The 21,126-nt window shown below is 34.1% G+C and carries 13 protein-coding genes; 4 read left to right on the top strand and 9 right to left on the bottom strand.

Translation table 11 applies throughout. The annotated features are described in order from the left end of the window. Positions 1-7 precede the first annotated feature (7 nt). From lptB to wecB, 3 genes are all read right to left on the bottom strand, one after another. On the bottom strand, positions 8-736 hold the full coding sequence (gene lptB / locus RGRSB_RS01175) for an LPS export ABC transporter ATP-binding protein (protein ID WP_119259477.1): 729 nt from the start codon (positions 734-736) through the stop codon (positions 8-10). Positions 737-836: 100 nt separating this feature from the next. Beyond that, positions 837-1,325, bottom strand: coding sequence for an LptA/OstA family protein (locus RGRSB_RS01170; RefSeq protein ID WP_119259476.1), 489 nt, complete (start codon positions 1,323-1,325; stop codon positions 837-839). 2,147 nt (positions 1,326-3,472) lie between these two features. Then, positions 3,473-4,600 carry a non-hydrolyzing UDP-N-acetylglucosamine 2-epimerase gene (gene wecB, locus RGRSB_RS01165; RefSeq protein ID WP_119260901.1) on the bottom strand — a complete coding sequence of 376 codons (1,128 nt, stop codon included), beginning with the start codon at positions 4,598-4,600 and terminating at the stop codon, positions 3,473-3,475. A 1,244-nt stretch (positions 4,601-5,844) separates the two neighbouring features. Between wecB and RGRSB_RS01160 the strand changes: the two genes are divergently transcribed. Continuing rightward, entirely contained in the window at positions 5,845-6,765 is a 921-nt protein-coding gene (locus RGRSB_RS01160) for an NAD(+) kinase (protein ID WP_119259475.1), read from the top strand. Between the two features lie 523 nt (positions 6,766-7,288). Here the strand turns inward: RGRSB_RS01160 and RGRSB_RS01155 are convergent. Continuing rightward, the gene (locus RGRSB_RS01155) at positions 7,289-9,931 is read right to left on the bottom strand and encodes a chloride channel protein (RefSeq protein ID WP_119259474.1); all 2,643 of its coding nucleotides are present in this window, start codon (positions 9,929-9,931) and stop codon (positions 7,289-7,291) included. A gap of 1,530 nt (positions 9,932-11,461) precedes the next feature. Further along, positions 11,462-11,659 (bottom strand): hypothetical protein, encoded by a 198-nt coding sequence (locus RGRSB_RS01150; protein WP_119259473.1) that lies wholly within the window; start codon positions 11,657-11,659, stop codon positions 11,462-11,464. Between the two features lie 330 nt (positions 11,660-11,989). Between RGRSB_RS01150 and RGRSB_RS01145 the strand changes: the two genes are divergently transcribed. Beyond that, the gene (locus tag RGRSB_RS01145; protein WP_119259472.1) at positions 11,990-12,799 is read left to right on the top strand and encodes an inositol monophosphatase family protein; all 810 of its coding nucleotides are present in this window, start codon (positions 11,990-11,992) and stop codon (positions 12,797-12,799) included. A 530-nt stretch (positions 12,800-13,329) separates the two neighbouring features. On the opposite strand, the gene RGRSB_RS10365 is transcribed toward RGRSB_RS01145, so the two are convergent. Then, positions 13,330-13,527 (bottom strand): alanine:cation symporter family protein, encoded by a 198-nt coding sequence (locus RGRSB_RS10365; protein ID WP_232014592.1) that lies wholly within the window; start codon positions 13,525-13,527, stop codon positions 13,330-13,332. 232 nt (positions 13,528-13,759) lie between these two features. Between RGRSB_RS10365 and RGRSB_RS10360 the strand changes: the two genes are divergently transcribed. After that, on the top strand, positions 13,760-13,942 hold the full coding sequence (locus RGRSB_RS10360) for a hypothetical protein (RefSeq protein ID WP_232014542.1): 183 nt from the start codon (positions 13,760-13,762) through the stop codon (positions 13,940-13,942). Between the two features lie 103 nt (positions 13,943-14,045). Here RGRSB_RS10360 and RGRSB_RS10355 read toward each other — a convergent pair whose 3' ends face one another. The 3 genes from RGRSB_RS10355 to RGRSB_RS01135 all read right to left on the bottom strand — a co-directional run bounded on the left by RGRSB_RS10355 (position 14,046) and on the right by RGRSB_RS01135 (position 16,477). Then, positions 14,046-14,204 (bottom strand): hypothetical protein, encoded by a 159-nt coding sequence (locus RGRSB_RS10355; protein ID WP_232014541.1) that lies wholly within the window; start codon positions 14,202-14,204, stop codon positions 14,046-14,048. A gap of 78 nt (positions 14,205-14,282) precedes the next feature. Continuing rightward, on the bottom strand, positions 14,283-14,456 hold the full coding sequence (locus RGRSB_RS10350; RefSeq protein ID WP_232014591.1) for an alanine:cation symporter family protein: 174 nt from the start codon (positions 14,454-14,456) through the stop codon (positions 14,283-14,285). Between the two features lie 332 nt (positions 14,457-14,788). Beyond that, entirely contained in the window at positions 14,789-16,477 is a 1,689-nt protein-coding gene (locus tag RGRSB_RS01135; protein WP_119259471.1) for a TolC family protein, read from the bottom strand. A gap of 1,817 nt (positions 16,478-18,294) precedes the next feature. Between RGRSB_RS01135 and dusB the strand changes: the two genes are divergently transcribed. Continuing rightward, positions 18,295-19,302 carry a tRNA dihydrouridine synthase DusB gene (gene dusB / locus RGRSB_RS01130; RefSeq protein ID WP_119259470.1) on the top strand — a complete coding sequence of 336 codons (1,008 nt, stop codon included), beginning with the start codon at positions 18,295-18,297 and terminating at the stop codon, positions 19,300-19,302. Positions 19,303-21,126 lie beyond the last annotated feature (1,824 nt).

Below are 21,126 nucleotides of genomic sequence, written 5' to 3'. Positions count from 1 at the left end.
ATTTTCGTTATAATTGGAAGTTTTCTCCTAGATAATACTGTCGTACTAAATTATTGGTATAAAGTTCTTCAGCACTACCAGCAGCTAGAATCTGACCGTCACGCATGATATATGCACGATTAGTGATAGCAAGAGTTTCTCGGACATTATGGTCGGTAATCAGGATACCTATATTGCGATCACGTAATTGAGCGATCAAAGTCTGGATTTCCGAAACCGCGATTGGATCAACTCCAGCAAAAGGCTCATCTAATAACAGAAATTCGGGGCCATTGAGTCCTACGGCTAAGGCTCTAGCGAGTTCTGTGCGCCGTCGTTCTCCCCCGGAGACTTGAGATCCTTGAGTATTAGCAATTTTCTCTAGACGAAATTCTTCCATAAGTTGATGCAGACGGTTCGCCCGTTGGCGAAAAGGAACTTCAGTTTGTTCTAAAGCTAAGTGAATGTTTTCGCGAACACTCAAATGGCGGAAAATACTAGCCTGTTGAGTCATGTAACCGATTCCTAACCGCGCTCTTTTATTGAGAGACAAAGTAGTAATATCTTGTTGATAAAGCCACACTCTACCCGTATTAGGTCTAATTAACCCTGTCGCAATATAAAAGGTAGTAGTTTTGCCCGCTCCATTAGGACCAAGGAGTCCAACAATTTCCCCAGGGGCTACTTGTAAGTTAACTCGATTAACGACGAAGCGTTTTCCGTAAGATTTATGAATGTTATCTAAAACGAGTGTCATTATATTAAATTCAGAAGTCGCTAATTTAGAAATTTCAGAAAGATACCTTATCAAAAATCACAACTATATCAATTGCCGATCGGGGATTTAAGAGTGGGGGTCAAGGGGTTGGGTTTAAAGGAGGGGCAGGAGTTACGGATGCAGGGGCAGGGGGACCTTCTTCGTTTTCAGTGACAAGATAGATAGATTCAACTTGCTCGCTAGATTCTGGCGTGGCAATAAATCTTCCTTCATCAATGAGATAAGTCATGATTTCTGCTCGCATACTATTGCCTTCTTGTAAGACGTAAACGTTGCCTGTTAAAACCAGACGACGTTCTCGACTAAAATATTGTGCTTGGGCGGCAGTTCCTTGAATTTGGCGGGCAGGATAAAAAATTTGCACATTACCCCTAGCGGTGACAACGCCCGTTTCCGAGTTGGCTTCTTGAATATCAGCACGAACGGTTAGGGGACTGTTGGAGGATGGGGTTTGGGCAACTGCGTTTAGGGATGTCCCTTTAATGCTCAAGATTCCTATCATTAGGGCGAGAACACTCTCTAAAACTTTTAAGGAATATTTGGGCGTTAATACCGGAACGGATAACATTGCTCTTCTAGTCTAGTGGTTCAAGATTATTGATTCGATTATAGGGATAAAAACAACGAGTTGGTTCGAAAGTTGCAAAAACATTAGGCAGACTTTAATTATTGGGTATCCCGTCGTGCCCTATTTTATTTAAAGTCCTTTGTTTTGAGCACCCCTTTTAGAAGGAAAACATCTAATAGCTGCATGTCTATACTAGGTGTCAAAATAGTGATCACTGTTTATAAGTTAGGAAGCAATGTTCAAATGAGTGAAATTGTTATTCATTGAATGAATTAAATCTTATTTCTATAAAAATAAGATTTAGGGATTTTGGAGATTTTATGGAGTGTAAATTCTTTATCTTTTTTATTTTTTATAATAAAAATATTTTTTAAAATCTTGAGTCTAAAGACATATTTTCTTCAATTTTTCTGTTGGAAATTTTAACTATTTTTATAGACCGCTAATTTTTTAAAAAATAACTACAGTTACATAGCTGATCTTACAAAAATTCTTAATATTAATTAAATTGTGTTAGGTTTGATAAACAAGCTAAATTTATACTTTTGGTATTCAATGATAAGCTTAGTTCAATAAATGATTTTTAAATTTAAAATAACTTACCATTCTCTATAGTCAGCTTTAAAATTAGACAATAATGGTTTTATTTTTTCTAAAAAATAAACTTCTTGATTAAGACTATTGAATTATTATCACCTTTAATGATTTTCCATAGTTTCTCCCTCTTGCTTTATCAATTAAGATGGTTAACATAAAGTTGTTAACAAAATACTGTTAATTTATCTGATCCTTAAATAGGGGTAAAATAAGCATATATTTTAGAGATTTATCTCCAACTTGTCTATAAAGATAGAGAATAATTTTAGATTTTTAACTACTCAATTATTAGTACGTTCTAAGTTAGTAATTATAGATAAAATTAAAAAAAAAGTATATTTCTGATATTTTATCAAATTTAATTTGATAAAATTCTTCTCCTATGTTCTTTTTTCTACTTCTTATCTAGCTATTTAAAATTTAGTTAATATTTGTTTACTCAAAGTTTTTACAATAGACCACCGAATCTATATTTCGTTCAAATCTAGAGAGTAGGATAGGAGTTACTATAGTTCACCTCTAGCTTCTTCTACTATTTTCCTGATGGTTTCTTTCTTATGAGAAGTCGTATTATTTAGGGATCTATCCTAATTCTGACGGAGTAATTAAACTTTTAAATAACTAAGCTTCAGATCAATCTTTATTTCTTCTTATCAACAGTTAAAAAAGTGAAGATTTTTCACTTTCTTAAAGCACTAATATAAATAGTTTCTACTCTTTTATTTTTACAAATTTTCATAAATTATATGGATAGTATTTCCCTTATTTAGGATAATATCCGTATGGATCATTGTCTCTATTATTAGATTTATCTAGATAAAACTTTCTATTTTTAGATGTTTATTTTAGTTTATTTCTTTCTTGCTTGATATCCCTAAAGTTCTCTCTAGTCATTCATCACTATTAACGCGTATAACTCATTATTTTGCTTATAAACGTTAGTTCTTTCATAATTGAGCCATTTATTCCTAATAAGGATATTATTTTTCTTGATAAAGAATAAAAACTTTTGTGTATCCTTGACTTTACTATATTTTATGAGTTATTTTTTATTTTTTTGCTTTTTTAGATAAAAATCTAAAGTATTGAAACCAATTTTATTTAAATAGAAATTTATGGACTTTTTTATGTTTTCCTTATACTGATTTAATTAATTATCCTTACTTCTTTTCTAAGAAATAAAGATAATCTAACAAATTTATATTGTACTACAGTAAATATGATCTCTATTTTTTATATCTTCTGCTGAGTAACAACGATATTTTTAAAAATTAATTTTAACTTAGAATGTTATTTGGACATTTTTTATAAGCGGTTTTTTATACTGCGATTTCTTCATTAATTTCTTCTTAGAAGAAGAATATTGATTAGATGCTGTACAAATTAACTAATGATTAAGTGATTTGTTTTTTTACTTTTTTTAAAAAATTGTTATTTTTTTTAATAAATACTAACAATTACAGTCTATAGTACCCTCATTATTTAATTATGACAAAATAATAATTATTAATGTTAATGATTATTATTTAGCCAATGCTTAGTAAAAATCGTTAATACTTTTCTTCTAAATAACGTTGTACGATCTCTAAAATACGATCACTTGCTTTCCCATCGCCAAAAGGATTAATCGCATTAGCCATTTTTTTATAAGCATTTTTACTACTCAATAATTTACTCACTTCTGTTAGGATATTCTGAGAATTAGTACCCACTAACTTAGCAGTTCCTGCTTCGATAGCTTCAGGACGTTCAGTAGTCTCTCTTAAGACTAAAACAGGTTTACCTAAACTAGGGGCTTCTTCTTGTAATCCACCTGAGTCTGTCAATAATAGATAACAATTCTGAATCGCAACAACTAATTCTCCATAGCCTAAAGGTTCAGTTAAGAAAACTCTTGGATGCTTATTTAATGCTTTTTGAATTGGTTCTCTAACTACTGGGTTGCGGTGCATTGGCAATAATAAAATCGTATCAGGATACTTATCTAAAATAAGACGAAGACTAGCGAGAATATCTTGTAAAGGTTGACCCCAATTTTCTCGTCGGTGAACTGTTGTAATTAACAATCGATAATTATTAGTATCTAACCCTTCAATGTTAAAAGTTTGCTGTTTCTTGGCAACTGTTAATAAAGCATCAATTACTGTATTACCTGTGAGATGGATTTCGCCTGTGACTCCTGAACGCTTAAGATTTTCTACAGCTAATTGAGTGGGGGCAAAATGTAATTGAGCAAGTTGGGAAATTAGACGGCGGTTAGCTTCTTCAGGAAAAGGATTATAAATATTATCAGTGCGTAATCCCGCTTCAACATGTCCAATAGGGATTTGCTGATAAAACGCTGCTAATGTAGCGGCAAAAGCAGTGGTGGTGTCTCCTTGAACCATGACTAATTGTGGTTGGATTTTTTTAAAAATAGCTTCTAACCCTTGTAAACTGCGGTAAGTAATATCAGTGAGGGTTTGACGCGGCTGCATAATTTTGAGATTGTGATCACCTTCCAATTCAAATTCAAACAATTTCATCACCTGTTCCACCATTTCCCTATGTTGTCCAGTAAGGACAACATGAGTCTTAAACGCCGGCGATTGACGAAATTTTTTGATCACAGGAGCAAGTTTAATTGCTTCAGGACGAGTTCCTAGGGTAATACAAATAGAGTAAGGCACTGAAATTATTAAGAGATAGTGTTGGCTTCTTGATTCTATAGTATTAGGAGAGGTCGATAATGAGGTTGCCCCTCTTGTCAAAAGTCGTTCTCAATGAATACTTTAGCGTTGTAGTTGTTTTCATCTGTATAGATGAACGTGAAAAATACGAAAATGTGAGTTATGCCAAAGAATAAAACTGAAATCTATAGATATTCTCGCTAAGATCATAGAAATCAACAATAATATCAACCAATCAGCGCTAAAATTAACAGAGTCAATCAATCAACACTAAGATTATCAGAGCTTTTTCAAGTCGGTTATAATTCTATCGATTGTCTGCTTAAACATTATAAAGCGATAAAAAGCATAGAACTATTCTCTTATTACCGAGAAAAATTTTCTCTAATTGATGTAGAACAATTGCTAAGTTGTAAAACAACTATACAACTCTCCAAGAGATCGGTACTTATTTAAATGAGACAATAGATGTTAAAGTCAATATCTTTGTCATGCTTTATTTTATTCAAAAACTTAGCTTGGCCCCAAAAACACTTCATGCCTTAGGACTTAACATAGATAGAGTTTGAACTTTGGAGTAAAAATGTTTGACGACACTTGAATAACTAAAACTTTCAGATCTAGTTTTTATTTACAAACCCGGAGTACGAACTGGCCATGACTCATCACTTTGTCAGAATAACTGAAAGAAAATGAGCTTATCTAAAATATACTCATAGTCCAGAAGTAGATATTACGTTAATTAGAGCGTTTGCTAAATCAGTCTTTTTAGCAACTTTTGCTTTTGAATGATGAATAAAATAAAGAAGCTTTTCTGAATTTTGAAACAGGAGTACAGACACATTTCAGAGTGAGGCTCATGTGCTTATGGATAATTTACCGGCTTATAGAACAATAGAAGATTAGAGAACGATGGAATTTATAGGAGTAAAGGTCGTATTTTTATCTCCTCACCCCTGATTTTAACTCTATTGAAAACTTTTAATTAAAAATCAAAAATGCTTGTAAACTCGAGAATAACAGAATTATAGAGAGCTAAATCAATATACCGATTGAGTAACAACTGATGAGAATATAATCAGCTTTTTATCTACTATTATTATCATAAGCTACTCAATTAAATTGGCTATTGGTCAAGTCTAATACACTGAGTGATCTCATAGATAACTTGATTAGATACAATGATAGGGAAAGTAAGGTTTAGGAATCCCTCGGTAAGTTGAGGGAAAAAGTAGCGGTTAAACTCAACTAACGTGGAACTTAAACAAGTAATTATTGCTCATAAAGCTGCAGATGCCCAAAGTAAATCATGGGCTCAAACCTGTGCCCGACAACTCGAAGCCCGCAACTGTAAAGTCTTGATGGGTCCTAGTGGCATTAAAGACAATCCATACCCTGTGTTTTTATCTTCTGTTACCGAAAAAATTGATTTAGCCATCATTTTAGGAGGAGATGGAACCATATTGACCGCAGCACGACAGTTGGCACCAGAAAATATCCCTATCTTGGCGGTAAATGTGGGGGGACATTTAGGCTTTCTCACTGAACCCTTTGAGTTATTTCAGGATATAGAAAACGTTTGGGCTCGTTTGTTAGGAGATCGCTATGCGGTACAACAACGCATGATGTTAGAAGCCTGTTTATTCGAAGGAGATAAGACCAACCCAATCCCCAGTAGTGAACAATTTTATTGTCTGAATGAAATGTGTGTCAAACCCGCAAGTATTGATCGGATGCCCACAGCAGTTTTAGAAATGGAACTCGATGGAGAAGTGGTGGATCAATATCAAGGGGATGGTCTATTGGTCGCAACTCCTACGGGATCAACGTGTTATACTGCTTCAGCTAATGGACCTATTGTTCATCCAGGTATGGATGCGATCGCTGTTACCCCCATTTGTCCCCTAAGTTTGGCTAGTCGTCCCATTATTATTCCCCCTCGGTCTGTAGTAGATATTTGGTCTTTGGGGGACTTTGAATTAAATACTAAGTTGTGGACTGATGGAGCTCTAGCTACGTCCATTTGGCCGGGACAATGGGTGAGGGTTCATATGGCTGAATGTGTAGCTAAATTTATTATTCTTCAAAAGAATTATTCTTTCTATCAAACCTTACGGGAAAAACTCCAATGGGCTGGAACGAGAATCCACTATGACAACAACCATCGAGGGTGAAGAGGAGATCAGTTTACTCTTGAAGAGCAGACCTGCTGTTAGCGTGGTATAATGCACCGAGAACTTACTCACTTTGATTTGATTTTAGTTTATGATTGTCATCATAAAAATTAGCATAATGCACCTTACTTAATACTTTATTGACCAATAATACACTAGTACTAGGGTGTATTTGCTCTGGAGTTCTTCAAAATCAAACTTTTCATTGTTTTTAGAGAGATCTGGGAGTCTATTTTCTCTCTCAAGCCAAATAGTCCTAACAAGGGAGTAACTTCATATCCCGTTGAAAATTAGGTATTCTAGCAATAGAAATTAACCAGGTGGTAAAAGGAAAATAAATAGTGGGTTGATAAGGTTAAGTGATTATTGGCATGATTTAAAATCCAATATTACCTTTTCATGGGATTATTTTTCTCAGTATAGGTTGTCCACTAAGTCATTTCTATACCAAAAAAGATTTAATTTACATGAATTTAAGGTAGATTTTCCATATATCTTTAAATTTTTTTGCAGCGGACTGATCCTACAATGCATCTCGAACTAAGATAACGGTACTGTGGACTTGCCGAGCGATTGTTTTGGGAAGATTACCATGTATCACCTGTTCTAACAGACCCTCACGACTGACCCCTAACATAACTACGTCGCAGGTCTCGGCGGTTGCTAAATGAACCACCGCATCAGCTACTGACTGGGAACGAATGGGTAAAGGAATGACAAGGCGATTAAGAGTTCGTTTTAACTCTTGAGCAGTTTGTTCTAAAGCTTGGTAGTCAGGAAAATTGCCATCGGGGGAGAATACCTTACACAACCAAATAATTGGCGATCGTGAACGATTATATAACCTAGTCAGTCCAGGGAGTAACTCCATAGCCCGTTGAGCATTGGGTCCTCCGGCGATAGGAATTAACCAGGTAGCATCTTTATCTAGATTATAAGGATAGACATCATTGTAATCACCCAGTTTGACTAAAACTAACTCACAAGGGGCTTTACGAATCAAAAAATCTACTACATGTCCAAAAACCGCTCCAGGAGTCCGGGTATCTTCAGTCCATTCCAAAATCATCAAGTTAATATGGCGGTCACGGATTGTTTCTAAAATAGCTTGGGCAATATTATGCGCAACCCGAATTTGAGTGTGAACCGGAAGATGTTGATGCCTGCCTAATCTTTCCAGGTGTTGGAGTAATTGGCGATAAGGTTGGTTTTTCAGAGAGGTTTGGGCGGGATTACTGTGTTTTGGAACTTTAATTATCTGTAAACATTCTAATTCCGATTGTTTCTGAGTTGCGATCGCTGCTCCAATTTGAAACAAAGCCGTCGCACTATCTAGGTTAGCCAAAGGTAATAAGATACGTCCCTCTCCAATTGCTGGAGCGCGGGTTTGATAGACAATATAAGACGGTTCTCGCAAGGATTCATTTCCTTGAGAATCATGACCTTCAAGTTTATTAGCCTCTACACGAATAATATCAGTACGGGTAATAATTCCTACTAATTTTGTCCCTTCTGTTACCGGAAGACGCGATAATCGATGTCTATTAAGTATATAAAGAACATCACTTAGAAAAGCATCGGCCGAAACTGTAATCGGGCGTGGGGTCATGAAATCTCTAAGACATGTGTCCGGTGAATATTGAGCTGAGTTGGCCAAATCAGTTTGAGTAATAATTCCTACTAATTTGCCGTTCTCCATCACTGGAAAGCCGCGATGACTTGATATAGACATCGCTTGAAAAACTTCTTCGAGGGTTAAATGACTAAGTAAACTTTCTACCTTGGGCTGCATAACATCGGCTGCAGTCCATTGAGACAAAAAATCTTGCGCCGTTGCTACTTCATTAATGTAAATTCCCTTAGTCTTAAGCATGTCTTCGTATAAAGATCCTCGTGATACACTCTCGGCTACCACGTAAGAAACCGCACAAGTCACCATTAAAGGAAGAACGATATTAAAATCTGTATTTAATTCAAAAACAATAACAATAGCCGTTACTGGAACCCGGACTACTGCAGTAAAAAAGCCTCCCATTCCTGCCAAAGCATAAGTAGATTCGGCCCCCGTTCCTGTCAGAAATTCCTCAAAATCTCCTACTAAATAGCCTAGGGCGGATCCCAAGACTAAAGCAGGGGCAAAAAGTCCCCCCGGAGCATTGGAACTATAGGCTAGTATAGTTAAGAAAAAATGAGCAACAAAGGCTAAAAGAATTTTGTCGCCACTCAATTCACCCGTAACTAAAAAAGTTCTTAATCCTGCATTATCTTGAAAAAAAGGAGGTAAGATAGCAACGATCCCCCCAGAGATCATCCCAACTAATCCGATTCGCCAAGGTAAAGGTAAATTAAGACGATTCTGTACGGTCAAACTAAACAGAAGTCCCCGTTTAAAAAGTGAGCCCAATATTCCGGCTAGAATCCCCAATAATAGGTAAAAAGGAATTTCAGAAGCTGAAAAACTAATATCAGGCAGATTTAAAAGGGAAGACGAAAATGATAGAGATGCTGACTGAAGAATTAAAGAGACAACAGCCCCCACAAATGAAGCAACAATGGCGGTTTGTAGAGTTAGACCAGAAACATCGCGCATCAACTCTTCAACTACAAATAAAACTCCAGCAATCGGAGTACTAAATCCAGCAGCTAGTCCCGCAGCAGCCCCGGCAGCAATCATTTGTCGTCGATGTTCAGGAGAAGTGGGAACCCAACTGCTCAATTGTGCCGCTAAAGCCGCTCCAATATGGACTGTGGGGGCACGACGACCTAGGGTCAACCCCGCCCCCAAGACCATAATCGTACCAATTAATTTAACTAGAACAACCCGTAGAGATAATGGGACAGGATAGCGGGCTAACGAAGCTTTGACTTGGGCAATACCACCTCCTGCAGCAGTAATAGAAACTTGTTCTATCAACCATCCCGATACCAATCCTAAAATTAGGCCTCCAAAGGGAAGTACCCAGATAGCCCCAAATTGATTGGCTAGACTTACTCGCAACCCTCCTAACCAACCGACCCCTACTTTAAGAATAAGAGCGGCTAAGGCTGAAAGAAATCCGATCAAACAGGCTTCTAATAAAGCATAACGAGGATCGGTGGTACTGAGCCCAAAGTTACTCGAAGCGAGCCACTGGTAGAGGCGTTTGGGATACAAATGAGGCTGCATGCTTCACCAGATTGGGGCTAAACGTATTAATCATAGATTATTATTAGGGTTTTAGCTAACAATTCTCTAGATTTCTTTGAGATTTGAAGAATTTAACGGTGGAATGATGGCGCTTTCGTTAAATATTTTCTGACTTTTTTAAGCTATAAAATATTTCTCAATAGACTTTATAATGCTAGTCTAAATCTTCTCGAGTAATTGCTTTCCATAAAATTTTAATTTTTTTAAAAAAATTAAAAAGGGAGACCCATCACTGATTTTTTTAGAAACCTAATAGAAATTAATGGGAGTGTTTAAAGATATTTAGACAACTCAAACTTTCATATTTAATTTTTGTTGGTGAAACTGGAGTTGATCTAGCTATAACTTGCCGGTATACCAGAGCAACTAAAGAGAAACGATCTCATGGGGGATATTATAATAATTAAGAAAAGAATATTATATTAATTGGAATGCTTGTTACATCGTTTTTTTATTTGTAAAATTAAGACAATAAAATCATAGATCTAGACAAGTAATTGTGTAGATATGGATAATTTATTGGTTAATAAATAAACTAATAAAAATTTGAAAATTAATAAAATATATCCGAGTATAAGTAGTATCCTCTTCTTATTAAGATGGTTGAAACTAAATTAAAACTATCGATTGAAAATTAAATAATATTTGTGGAGTTAATATTTTTAGAATTTCATAGATCTCAATATAGTTATTGATTGAGTTGTTAATTAAGATATAGTTAGTCAGTTTTTCCATGACTTTGATTAAAAACAACACAATTAAAAATTGCTATTGAGTAGAAAAGTAGTTTTTAAAAAACAATCATTAGATGATGAATTGCTTAAAAATTCAGCTACCGTAATTAGAAGGAAAAATATTATCAAAGTTGACTCGAAACTAAAAATCAACTTTATAACGAAAAAAGACAGAAACATTATCTATCTAATTGTATAGATAATGTTTATCCTAGCTTATTATGAAGACATCAGAAAATACAATATTTTATAAATTTCTAGATAGATCATAAAAAAAAAGATATTGAAATTATCAAAATAGCTTAATAAAAATAACTTGATACAAAAATTAAATATATTTAAAAGCTCTTAAAGAATAACTTGGTTATTTATTGGTAGCTAATATATGTATAAATCTATAAAGAATAATAGTTTAATTTAAACTATAAAAATTATTACTTCAGAAAAAATATAGATGTAAAAAATAAAAGTAAGTACAATAATTAGTTTTCACTTTAACAAAAAAAAAGTAAAAAGCAGATTTTTTTAAAAAATTACTCCTAAAATGATAGAAGTGAAATGTTTATTTGCCTATATAAAGTAGGTTGTCATCCGTAGAGTTTGGTAAGTCGCACTTACATACAGGTTAAAAAGCAGAAGGTAATTCCATTCAAGAGTGTCCTAGTCGTGGTTCTCACACTGACGAGAAAAAGCTCAGTGGAAGAACTTATCGATATCGGTTTCCTAGACACATTTAGCCAAAAAATATTGCTAATGCGAGCTTAACGACGAAGTATCAACGTCCTAATTTTTGCGTTTGAGCAACAAACCCGGCATTGATGTAACGGACATAATTATCAATCCGATCTTTTTGTCCAACTCTACCAGGATTTTTGAAAATATCCGTTAATCCCACCCCCAAAATCATAACAACTAGAGAAAGAAGAATATAATTACGGATAATGGCAGCTTTGCTAGTTGAGGTTGATAACATTTTCTTATCTCATTAATATCTTAAAGTTTCATCTACAAAAAAAAATTTTACGGGTAGTATCGATCCCAAAAGTTAAGTCTTGATAATTTTGGGTTCAGATGGATTTAAATTCCCTGCCTTATCTTGTCTTATATAGAAAAAATTTCTAATAAAGATCTGATCGCCCACTAGCATAACACTTTTGTCAAAATTCTATCTGAGGACAACTTATTAAACTTATCTGCCTTTGATCTTGGGAACTCGGAATCAAAAAACTTGCTTTATCGAGTTATATTCCTATATCTTTTAAGGGTGAGATTCTATTGTTACCCTCTTATCCTTCAGTTGAATATGGAACAATTTTGGCACGAGATCTTAACGTTTTGTCGGACGATAACCCAAAAACTTGGACATCATTTAGTGGCTTATGTCGGTCAAGTGTCCCCGACACAGAAGGACGATGGTTCTTTAGTTACCCAAGCTGATCATTGGACTGATCAAACCATTCGGGCGGCGATCACTGCTAAATTTCCTAAACATGGGGTTCTTACTGAAGAAACCACTCATATCTTTCCTGGAACAGACTGGTGTTGGATCATTGACCCGATTGATGGAACCACTAATTTCACGCGAGGTATCCCAATTTGGGGTATTTCTCTGGGATTATTGTATCAAGGAACTCCTGTTTTTGGCTTTGTTCATTTTCCTCAACTTCAGCAATCTTTTCATGGATATTGGTATGGGGAAACCGGAATAAATGGACCTGAAGGATCTTATTCAAATGGAGTAAAAATTCATACTGGTTCAGACCGGCCTAGCAAAAGTCATCTTTTCAATCTGTGTACCCGTAGTATTGAAATTCTTAGACAACCTTTTCCGTGTAAAATTCGTATGATTGGAGTCGCTAGTTATAACATTTCATTAGTAGCCTGTGGAGCAGCATTAGGAGGAGTAGAAGCAACTCCCAAAATTTGGGATATTGCAGCGGTTTGGGTTATTCTTAGAGGTGCAGGTGGAGTTTTTGTCTCTTTGAATGATGACCCCATTTTTCCGCTTAAGATCGGTCATGATTATGGAGAAAAACCTTTTCCTTGTTTAGTAGCTAGTCAACCTGAATTAGTTCCCTTTTTTAAGCCCTTAGTACAGGGTATTGTATCCTAAATTATTATCTAATAAATCTGTTTATAGTGAAAAATATTTGTTCGTAAAACTGTAAATTTATTAGATATTCATATATATTATTTAGAATGGAACTGAGGAAAAAAAACACTTTTACTGTGACATGCGCAACAAAATTACAATTAGGAATAGAAAAAGACGAAGGTAAATGGCGCAGTCAACTTGTAGTACAGTCCTGCAACTGAATTTTTGAAGATGTGATGAAATGGGCAGGATTGACTGAGTCTATTGAGATTCCTACATTGTTTATTCTAAAAAAGGGCTTAACAGAACCTCTTAGCAAATTAAACCTTATAAAACTTATTTAAATAACTTACATATCAAAGAAGTCCCAGGAAATTATTGGTTCATTTTGGTGAGATCAGAATCTTTTAATCAAACAATTAAAACATTGTTACTGGATGCAGCGACTAAAATAGCGTAAATATCTTTTCTTTGCGAGAATCATTTAACTTTAATCTCTTTAAACTTAAAATTTTGCCAATATTTTTGTAAGTTTTTAGATACTTTTCTTAAAAAGAAATACAATCCAGGATATTAGCAATAACTAAGGTTAATAACATTATGTTACTAATATTTACTACGACTTCTAAATTAATAATAGATCCCATAAAGATAAAAATCAGGAACATAATTTTAAAGGTACGACGATTCGATTCTCCGAAAACATAAGCCCAACATCTTTCGCCGTAATAACACCAAGTGATCATCCTTGAAAAGGCAAACAGACCCATAACCTAGCTAAAACAAAAGGAACTCAATTAATGACTTAACCAAAAGCTAGCACGGCTAGAACTGAACCACTAATAAATAGTTACTCCCACTACGTCACTATAGATTCCTGTCATTATGATAACTAATACCGTTAAATTACAGATAATCACCGTATCAACAAACGGCTCTGAGATGGAAATAATTCTCTCTCGAATAGGTCTTTAAGTCTTGTCCACTGAATGGGCAATCGCCGCTGATCCCAAACCCGGCTCCATTAAAAAAGGCACTGCAGGACTCCTTGACCCAAAGCCCTTATCAGTTTCCCTCAATAGACTGAGGAGAAAAAACCTCATGAACCATAAAAATGGACTGGGAATCGCTGAAAAATTCACTTCTAACACCCACAGCTGAAAATGTAAAATGTAAACTCCAACCATTGCTCGGACTAATTTACTGGTGACGATGCTAATATAGCTAATGCCGCCAAACTCAGACTATAAGCCTAATTATATACTTATAACTGTGTAATGATTGTGGCTAATACAGCAAATGATTGATTAGACTGGAACATATTCCCCGCCTCTATAACTGACCCAATTCCAGCAACTCCATAAATAATTGCTAAAATCTTATCCAATTGAGCTTGACCTAATGTATTTAACCTGTCATGCAATAGTATATCGGTCCACCAACTACCGTGCCATCAGAATAAACAATGTAATATTTCAGCCCTAAGGTACATTTGATAAATTTAGTTTATATTTCCAAAATTGCCTTTATAGGTCATCCAAAACACTGCCTCTGGCTCTCTGGGTTGGATCGCAATAGCCATCCCAGTAATATTTCCTAGTTCTACACTGGCATATAAAGTAGTTGCTAAAGCCTGAAAGAAAGAAGTTAATTCTCCCTTTGAGTTCTCTTGGATATAGTCCTATCGATCTAGGGCAATGTCGACAGCGTCTTTAAACCTCTGAATATCAATAAATTCCGTTCGTAGAGTACAAAAAATTACCCCAACTAATACTCAGAGAATAACTAAGGAAACTCCTCTAATTTCAAAGAAAAGTATCTGTTCAATAATTATGTACAAAACGAGAAAAGAGCTGAATCAATTTGATAAAAAAACGATTCACAATTTCAAAAATTAATTTTTCTGTGAAAGATCCTAACTTAATATGTAGAGATAAATTAAATGTAGAAACATATAAATTGTCCCTACAATATTTCAAGGGCCAGAAAACAGAGAATTGTCTGGAATCAACGTGCCTCAAACAGTCCATTATCAGGTAAGTTACTAACTGAACGTTGTAAAGCATTGAGAGATTGATTATAGCCAATAACTGCCTGTAAAAAACGCCCCCGTGCATCTGTGAGATCTCGTTGAGCATCAATGACATCAGTTTGGGTTCCAACCCCCGCTTGAAATCGTAACCGAGCTAGTCTGAGGGCCTCTGTAAAAATTTCAACGTTCTTGCGGGTACTGGTGATATTTTCTCGATTTGCAATAAGGTTATAATAAGCTTCTTCTACCTCAAGACGAATAGCATTACGTTGTTTAGCAAAATTGGTATTGGCTAAGTCTATATTCCGTTCAGCTCGTCTGGCTCGTGCGAAGGCTTTCCCTCCATCAAAAATCCGCCAGCGAACCCGTGCCTCAAATGTCCAGTCCATAAGAACAGGAACGCCATCATCTAAGTTGTCACGTGCATCATATTCTGCAAGAAAACTAACCTGGGGTCTAATTTCTGACAGAGCAATGTCACGATCTTGTTGACTAATTTCTCGTCGTACTAATTGTTGTTCTAACTCAGCGCGATTTTTATAGGCACGGACAATGGTTTCATCAAGGGTCATTGTCCAAGTCCCTGCTTCGGAGATCTCATCTACTGCTGTTAATTGAATGTGCTGTCCTACACTTAGAAATTCGGCCAGACTGCGTCTTGCAGTTCGCTGTTCTGCGATTGCACGGGTTAACCCTTGATTAGCTGTAGCTAAGTCCCCTTCAGCCCGCAAAACATCAAATCTTGTTCCTAACCCAGCTTGTTCTAATAATCGAGCGTCCCGTAAACTTTGATTGGCATCTTCTACCGCCGCTTGGGCAATGGCAACCTGAGCATCGGCGTTTTGTAACCGATAATAACGATCAGTAGATTCAAAGCGGGTTTGTTCAGAAATCCGCTCTACTTCTAGCTCTTGGTTACGGACTTCTCGTTGAGCCCGTGTAATTTGAGCTGACCGTTCACCCCCACTGTAAATAATATAATTAAGGGTTGCTAAAGCTCGAAGATCCGTAAAAGTTTCAGCACTTGTTTCTTCAGGAATTAAATTTCCGAGTTGATTTGTACCACCACCGAATACTCGATCATTTCTAAACCGTACGGCACTAGCCCCAATATCTATTGTAGGAAACAAATCTGCTTGTTCGACCTTTAAACGGGCCCGACGCTCTTCTAGTTCAATACGAGAGGCTTGGAGTTCCCTATTATTATGTAATGCCAGGGAAATAGCTTGGTCTAAGGTAATTGGTTGACTAATGGCGGTCTCTACCTCTGAGGGTTTGGTAGGAAACAATAAGGGATTGCCACCTGGGTTAAGTTTGTTTGATAACAAGTTTTTTGATATGGACGAAGAGTGATCAACAGAGTTGGGGATATTTAATAAATCTATTAAATCAACACTAACCTGAGTAGAAAATTCCTTGATGGTTGATGATGTTTGTTTTGAAATGGATTGTTTTATCTGCTGGATGTCGGCCACATGAGGGTTCGCCTTCTTCACCAGCATTCGCCTATTGGTGGATAACAAAGAAGTTCCCTGAGAGGTCACCGAAGTTCCATCGTGAGTTTTGACAGAAGATGACGGTACTTGTGTCGCCACCGATACTCTCCAGACTAAGGACAGAAAAATACCTGCACTTATACTCACACACAAACGTAAAACAAACATAGTATTTATCAAAAATTTGAGTAGAACCGATGATGACCTCGTCAGCTAAATTAAACTGAAGGAATCATAATGTTTTTTTGATCTTGACTCTTTAGCTATATAAGTTACATTATTTTCTATAAAAGAGAAAATCGTCCGAAGATAAAGAAAATCTCCTATTACTGTTCCAGAGTAGTCTAACAGAAATGTCGGCAGAAGCTTTCGACCTAAGTTAGGTATCACAATTTATTATTGGTTTAATAGGCAGTTATTTCAATCAAACATAAGTCCGGACCGCTGAGGATCAACAATGGTAGCCATTGTGTCATAAGCAGTATATTGAAACACACGAACTTTTCAAAACAGCATATTTGGTTATGTTGATTAGATAATTTGTGTCGCCTTTAGTAGGACTAATTGTTCTAAGTTCTCGGGTTAAACCATGGATGGATTATGGCTTCATCAAAGAAACATCCGAAGTCGAGTAAATCGGAACTTACTTGTAAAATAGCAGTTTTAACATGATTTTACTATGATTCTAAGATATTGTTAGGGTTTCCTTCTCTAAGGATAATTGTGTGAGACCTGATTAAGGAAGTACGGTGATTGAAAGATAATAGGTGAAACCACAAAAGATTTAAGTCTGCTTCCCAAAGCATATTATTTAATATAACTCCTATATTTAAAAATGACGTAAGATTACTTCTAAATGTAATAGTAGTGCTGTTAAAAGCATGTCCATCACTATTAGTAATAGTACGATTAATATCCAATTTATTTATCGTCTCTTTTAGTTAAAATTGATAATTAATTTAGTTTTTTTTTAAAAAAAATATCATTTCTATAGAGATGATATAAACATAACTATTATAGTCTTTTATATAGCTATCTTGTTTAGTTTTATACTTAAAATCACTAAGATTAAGATAAAAATAGAGTTTATTAATAATTTGCAACTCCAATGGTTTATTTATTAAGTTTTTTAACTTACTTTATAATTACTAATATTTTCTTAAATCACATAATATCTACTAGAAAAATATTTAAGCAACTAATGAGCAAATTTTCTTGGATAAAAACTTTAACTTCCTAGTTTAAGCAATACTTTTGATAGTATTTGCAAATTTTTTGGCATATTTTGTTTAATTTTGTTGTTAAAACCTAGATTAGGACAATAAATTTTGCCAAAGATTACTTGATAAACATTTACAGCATGGTTAATCTCAAGTTTAACTACTCTATAAAAGAAGTATTTTCTGGCTGTTAGTGTACCTCAAAAGTTGCAACTAATGTTCCTGGCACAGCAATCAAACCTAAGTTAATATTAAATTTTTAAATTTCTTTACTAAAGTTAATCTCAACGATATAGAAATAAAGAACATCGATATTAAGTTTCCAATAAGGTGTTTGACAAAACATAAGATAAAATATTTTGATAATCTTCGATATAGACTAATAAAAAACTTTTTACTTAGAGATTAGGTTAGACTCTACTAAGCATGAAGCTAAGACAGTAGCAACTACTTCATCAAGAGTATTTTCTACTTTTTTTTAAAAAATTTGATTAGCTTTAATAATTTTTAAAATGTTTAGCTGCGATTTTTTTCTACTTTAGGATTTAAAATCAAGATATTTTTAATAAAGTAAGCTGTGGAATATATCCATAATAATTATATATAGATCCCTTATACTAACTATAACAAGTTATAATAGGCAAAATTTAAAAGTATTACCTTTCAAGGAGTAAAGTTAGGATAAGACTTTTAGAAGTCATGAGATACTCATTTATGACACTCAGTATAGAAAAGCTTTATTCTTTAAACTTACCTTAAAATAAAATGTTATCTAATTATCTAAAACAAAAATTATCATCCCCTTTAAAAATTGGATCATTGGAAGTAAAAAGTCGCGTGTTTCAGTCTCCCTTGTCTGGAGTTACAGATTTAGTATTTCGTCGTTTAGTTAGGCGATATGCGCCTCAATCTATGATATATACTGAGATGATCAATGCTACAGAAATTCATTATTTAAAACAAATACCAAAACTTATGGGAATTGATAAGGATGAACAGCCAATTAGTATTCAACTATTCGACTCTCGTCCCGATTTTCTAGCAGAAGCTGCTCAAGAATCTGTGAAAGAAGGAGCACAAACTATTGATATAAATATGGGGTGTCCCGTGAATAAAATAACTAAAAAAGGAGGCGGATCTTCTCTACTTCGTCAACCAGATATTGCTCAAGCAATTGTCAAAAAGGTGGTGAAATCTGTTAAAGTCCCTGTTACCGTTAAAACTCGTATTGGCTGGAGTGATCAAGAAATTAACATCCTTGATTTTGCAAAAAGAATGGAAGATTCTGGAGCAGCAATGATCACAATTCATGGTAGGACTCGTGCTCAAGGATATAATGGAAAAGCAAAATGGGAATGGATCACTAAAGTTAAAGAGGTATTAAGTATTCCTATTATTGCTAATGGAGATATTTTTTCAGTGGAATCAGCTATTAAGTGTTTAGAAATTACGGGAGCAGATGGAGTTATGTGTTCACGAGGAACATTAGGTTATCCATTTCTAGTCGGAGAAATTGATTATTTTTTACAAACAGGAATTCAAAAACTTTCTCCAACTCCAAAACAACGGCTAGAATGTGCAAAAGAACATCTTAATAATTTATGGGAATATAAGGGACAACGAGGAATTTATCAATCACGAAAGCATCTAGCTTGGTATTGTAAGGGATTTCCAAGAGCATCCGAGTTGCGCGACCGCGTCTCTCGTATTGAAACTATTGAGCAGGGAAATCAGATATTAGATAAAGCTCTTGAATTTTATAGAAAAAATTAACTTAACATTGCTATTTTTTGCTTGTAAATAGTAATTTCTAATACCTGTAAGATTTGTAAATATATATATTACTATTTGAGGCTATAAGTTTCGGTATATAGGTTAAGATGTCAACAATAGAAAAGTATCGGCAGTAGATAGTATTAAAGATTTATTCACATAAGTTTTTTTATAAAAAAAGCTTAAATTAAATAGCAAATTAAATTTATATTATTTTTTTTGAGAAGAATAAATTAACCTTTACAAATTTACTGACTCTACTAAGAATAGATACTAAACATAGTATGAAGAAATCATTCTGGTATAATAATTGTCTAATAATAGAGAATAACTTGTGTTGTTGTATGAAACACAGTATTAATACTGCTATTATTGATTTATGGTTAAAAGGATTAGATTGCATTAAGTTTTCCATATTCTATAAAATTGCTCAAAAAGAGCAATCAAAGATGAAAATCCTTATCCTAACTCTTCATAAGAATAAAGTTAAAAGTGTTGGCAGCTTGAAGCTTTCAAAACAACTCATCAGATTAGTTTACTTGGTATTGTATGTTATTTGTAATAAAAATAACATACAATACCAAGTAGAAGTTCTTTTTGTTTAGCTTTTTTGAGCAATTTCCGTCAGGAAGAATCATATTAAAAATTATTTTGATAATATCCTTTGACTAAAACAGAATTACAAGTTCTACAGTTTTATCAATGGTCATATTGATGCCGCCATTTCTCAGCGACTCTATATTACTGTAGAAAGGCTTAAAATTCATGTTTATAGAATTCTAAACTCATGCTAATGATTGTGCTAAAATAGCTGTTTAGATATTTTATTATAGCTTAGTTGTTTCAAATTTATTGGTTAATCTTAATGAAGATAAAGTTAAATAGATTATATTTTTTTATTTTTTTAGCCTTTTTTTTATTTTGAAAGTCCTTATCCTACTTAAAATTTACGTCAGTATCATGATAAAGGTTTTCTATAAAAAGGTATTTTTTATTCTTAGTTATCCAGAAAAAATATTGCTATCGTGCAAAATTTTACGGCTCTAATATTCCAATGCTAACTATAAAGCACGATTTTGAGGAAAAATAGTTTATTACAGTCACGTTTACGGTACTTATATAGCTGAGTATTACTCAGCAGCATTAGGAAACTAGAATAAATTCTATACAGTTACATAGTTAACTGAGAACCATCACTTATCAAAAAAACAAAAAAATTAAAAATTGTGTCCGTAATTACTTAAAGTTATTTTTATATTGTCTTTATCTCTTTCGAATTTATAGCTATTTTAATTCTATAAAAAATATAGAGAGAGAAAATTTAAACTCTATAAATCTATAATAAAGACCTAGAAATCTTAAAGCTAGATAACAATGAACTAGATAATAAAGAATCAGAAATTGTAGGACTTAAAAGAGATAAACATCACTTTATTTTAATAAAGTGATGTTTATCTCGATAGTAATGACAAATCAGTTGATATAACTCTTCTTCCGAAACTTGAAAGAGTGTGACTTAATAGCAGTCTCCCCAAACAATTGAATTGGTATCAGTCAACCGTTAACTTGTGGCAACCTTGAAACATTAAAGAAATGGTATCAAGTTTGCTCAATCTCAATTTACTCACGGTCAATTAGGAGAGCGTATAAATTATAGGACTCAACAAAGATTCGTACTACTATTACACAATTACATACCTAAGAAACTATTGACTATTTTTATCATAAACAGCCCTTGTTTAAATAGTAAATCTTTCATGAGAAGTCTGTAATCTACCACAAAAATATGAAATTTTTTACGAAAATATCTTATGAATTATAGCT

The organism is cyanobacterium endosymbiont of Rhopalodia gibberula, assembly GCF_003574135.1.
Lineage (GTDB): Bacteria > Cyanobacteriota > Cyanobacteriia > Cyanobacteriales > Microcystaceae > Rippkaea.
This window is presented reverse-complemented; position numbering and strand designations above follow the sequence as displayed.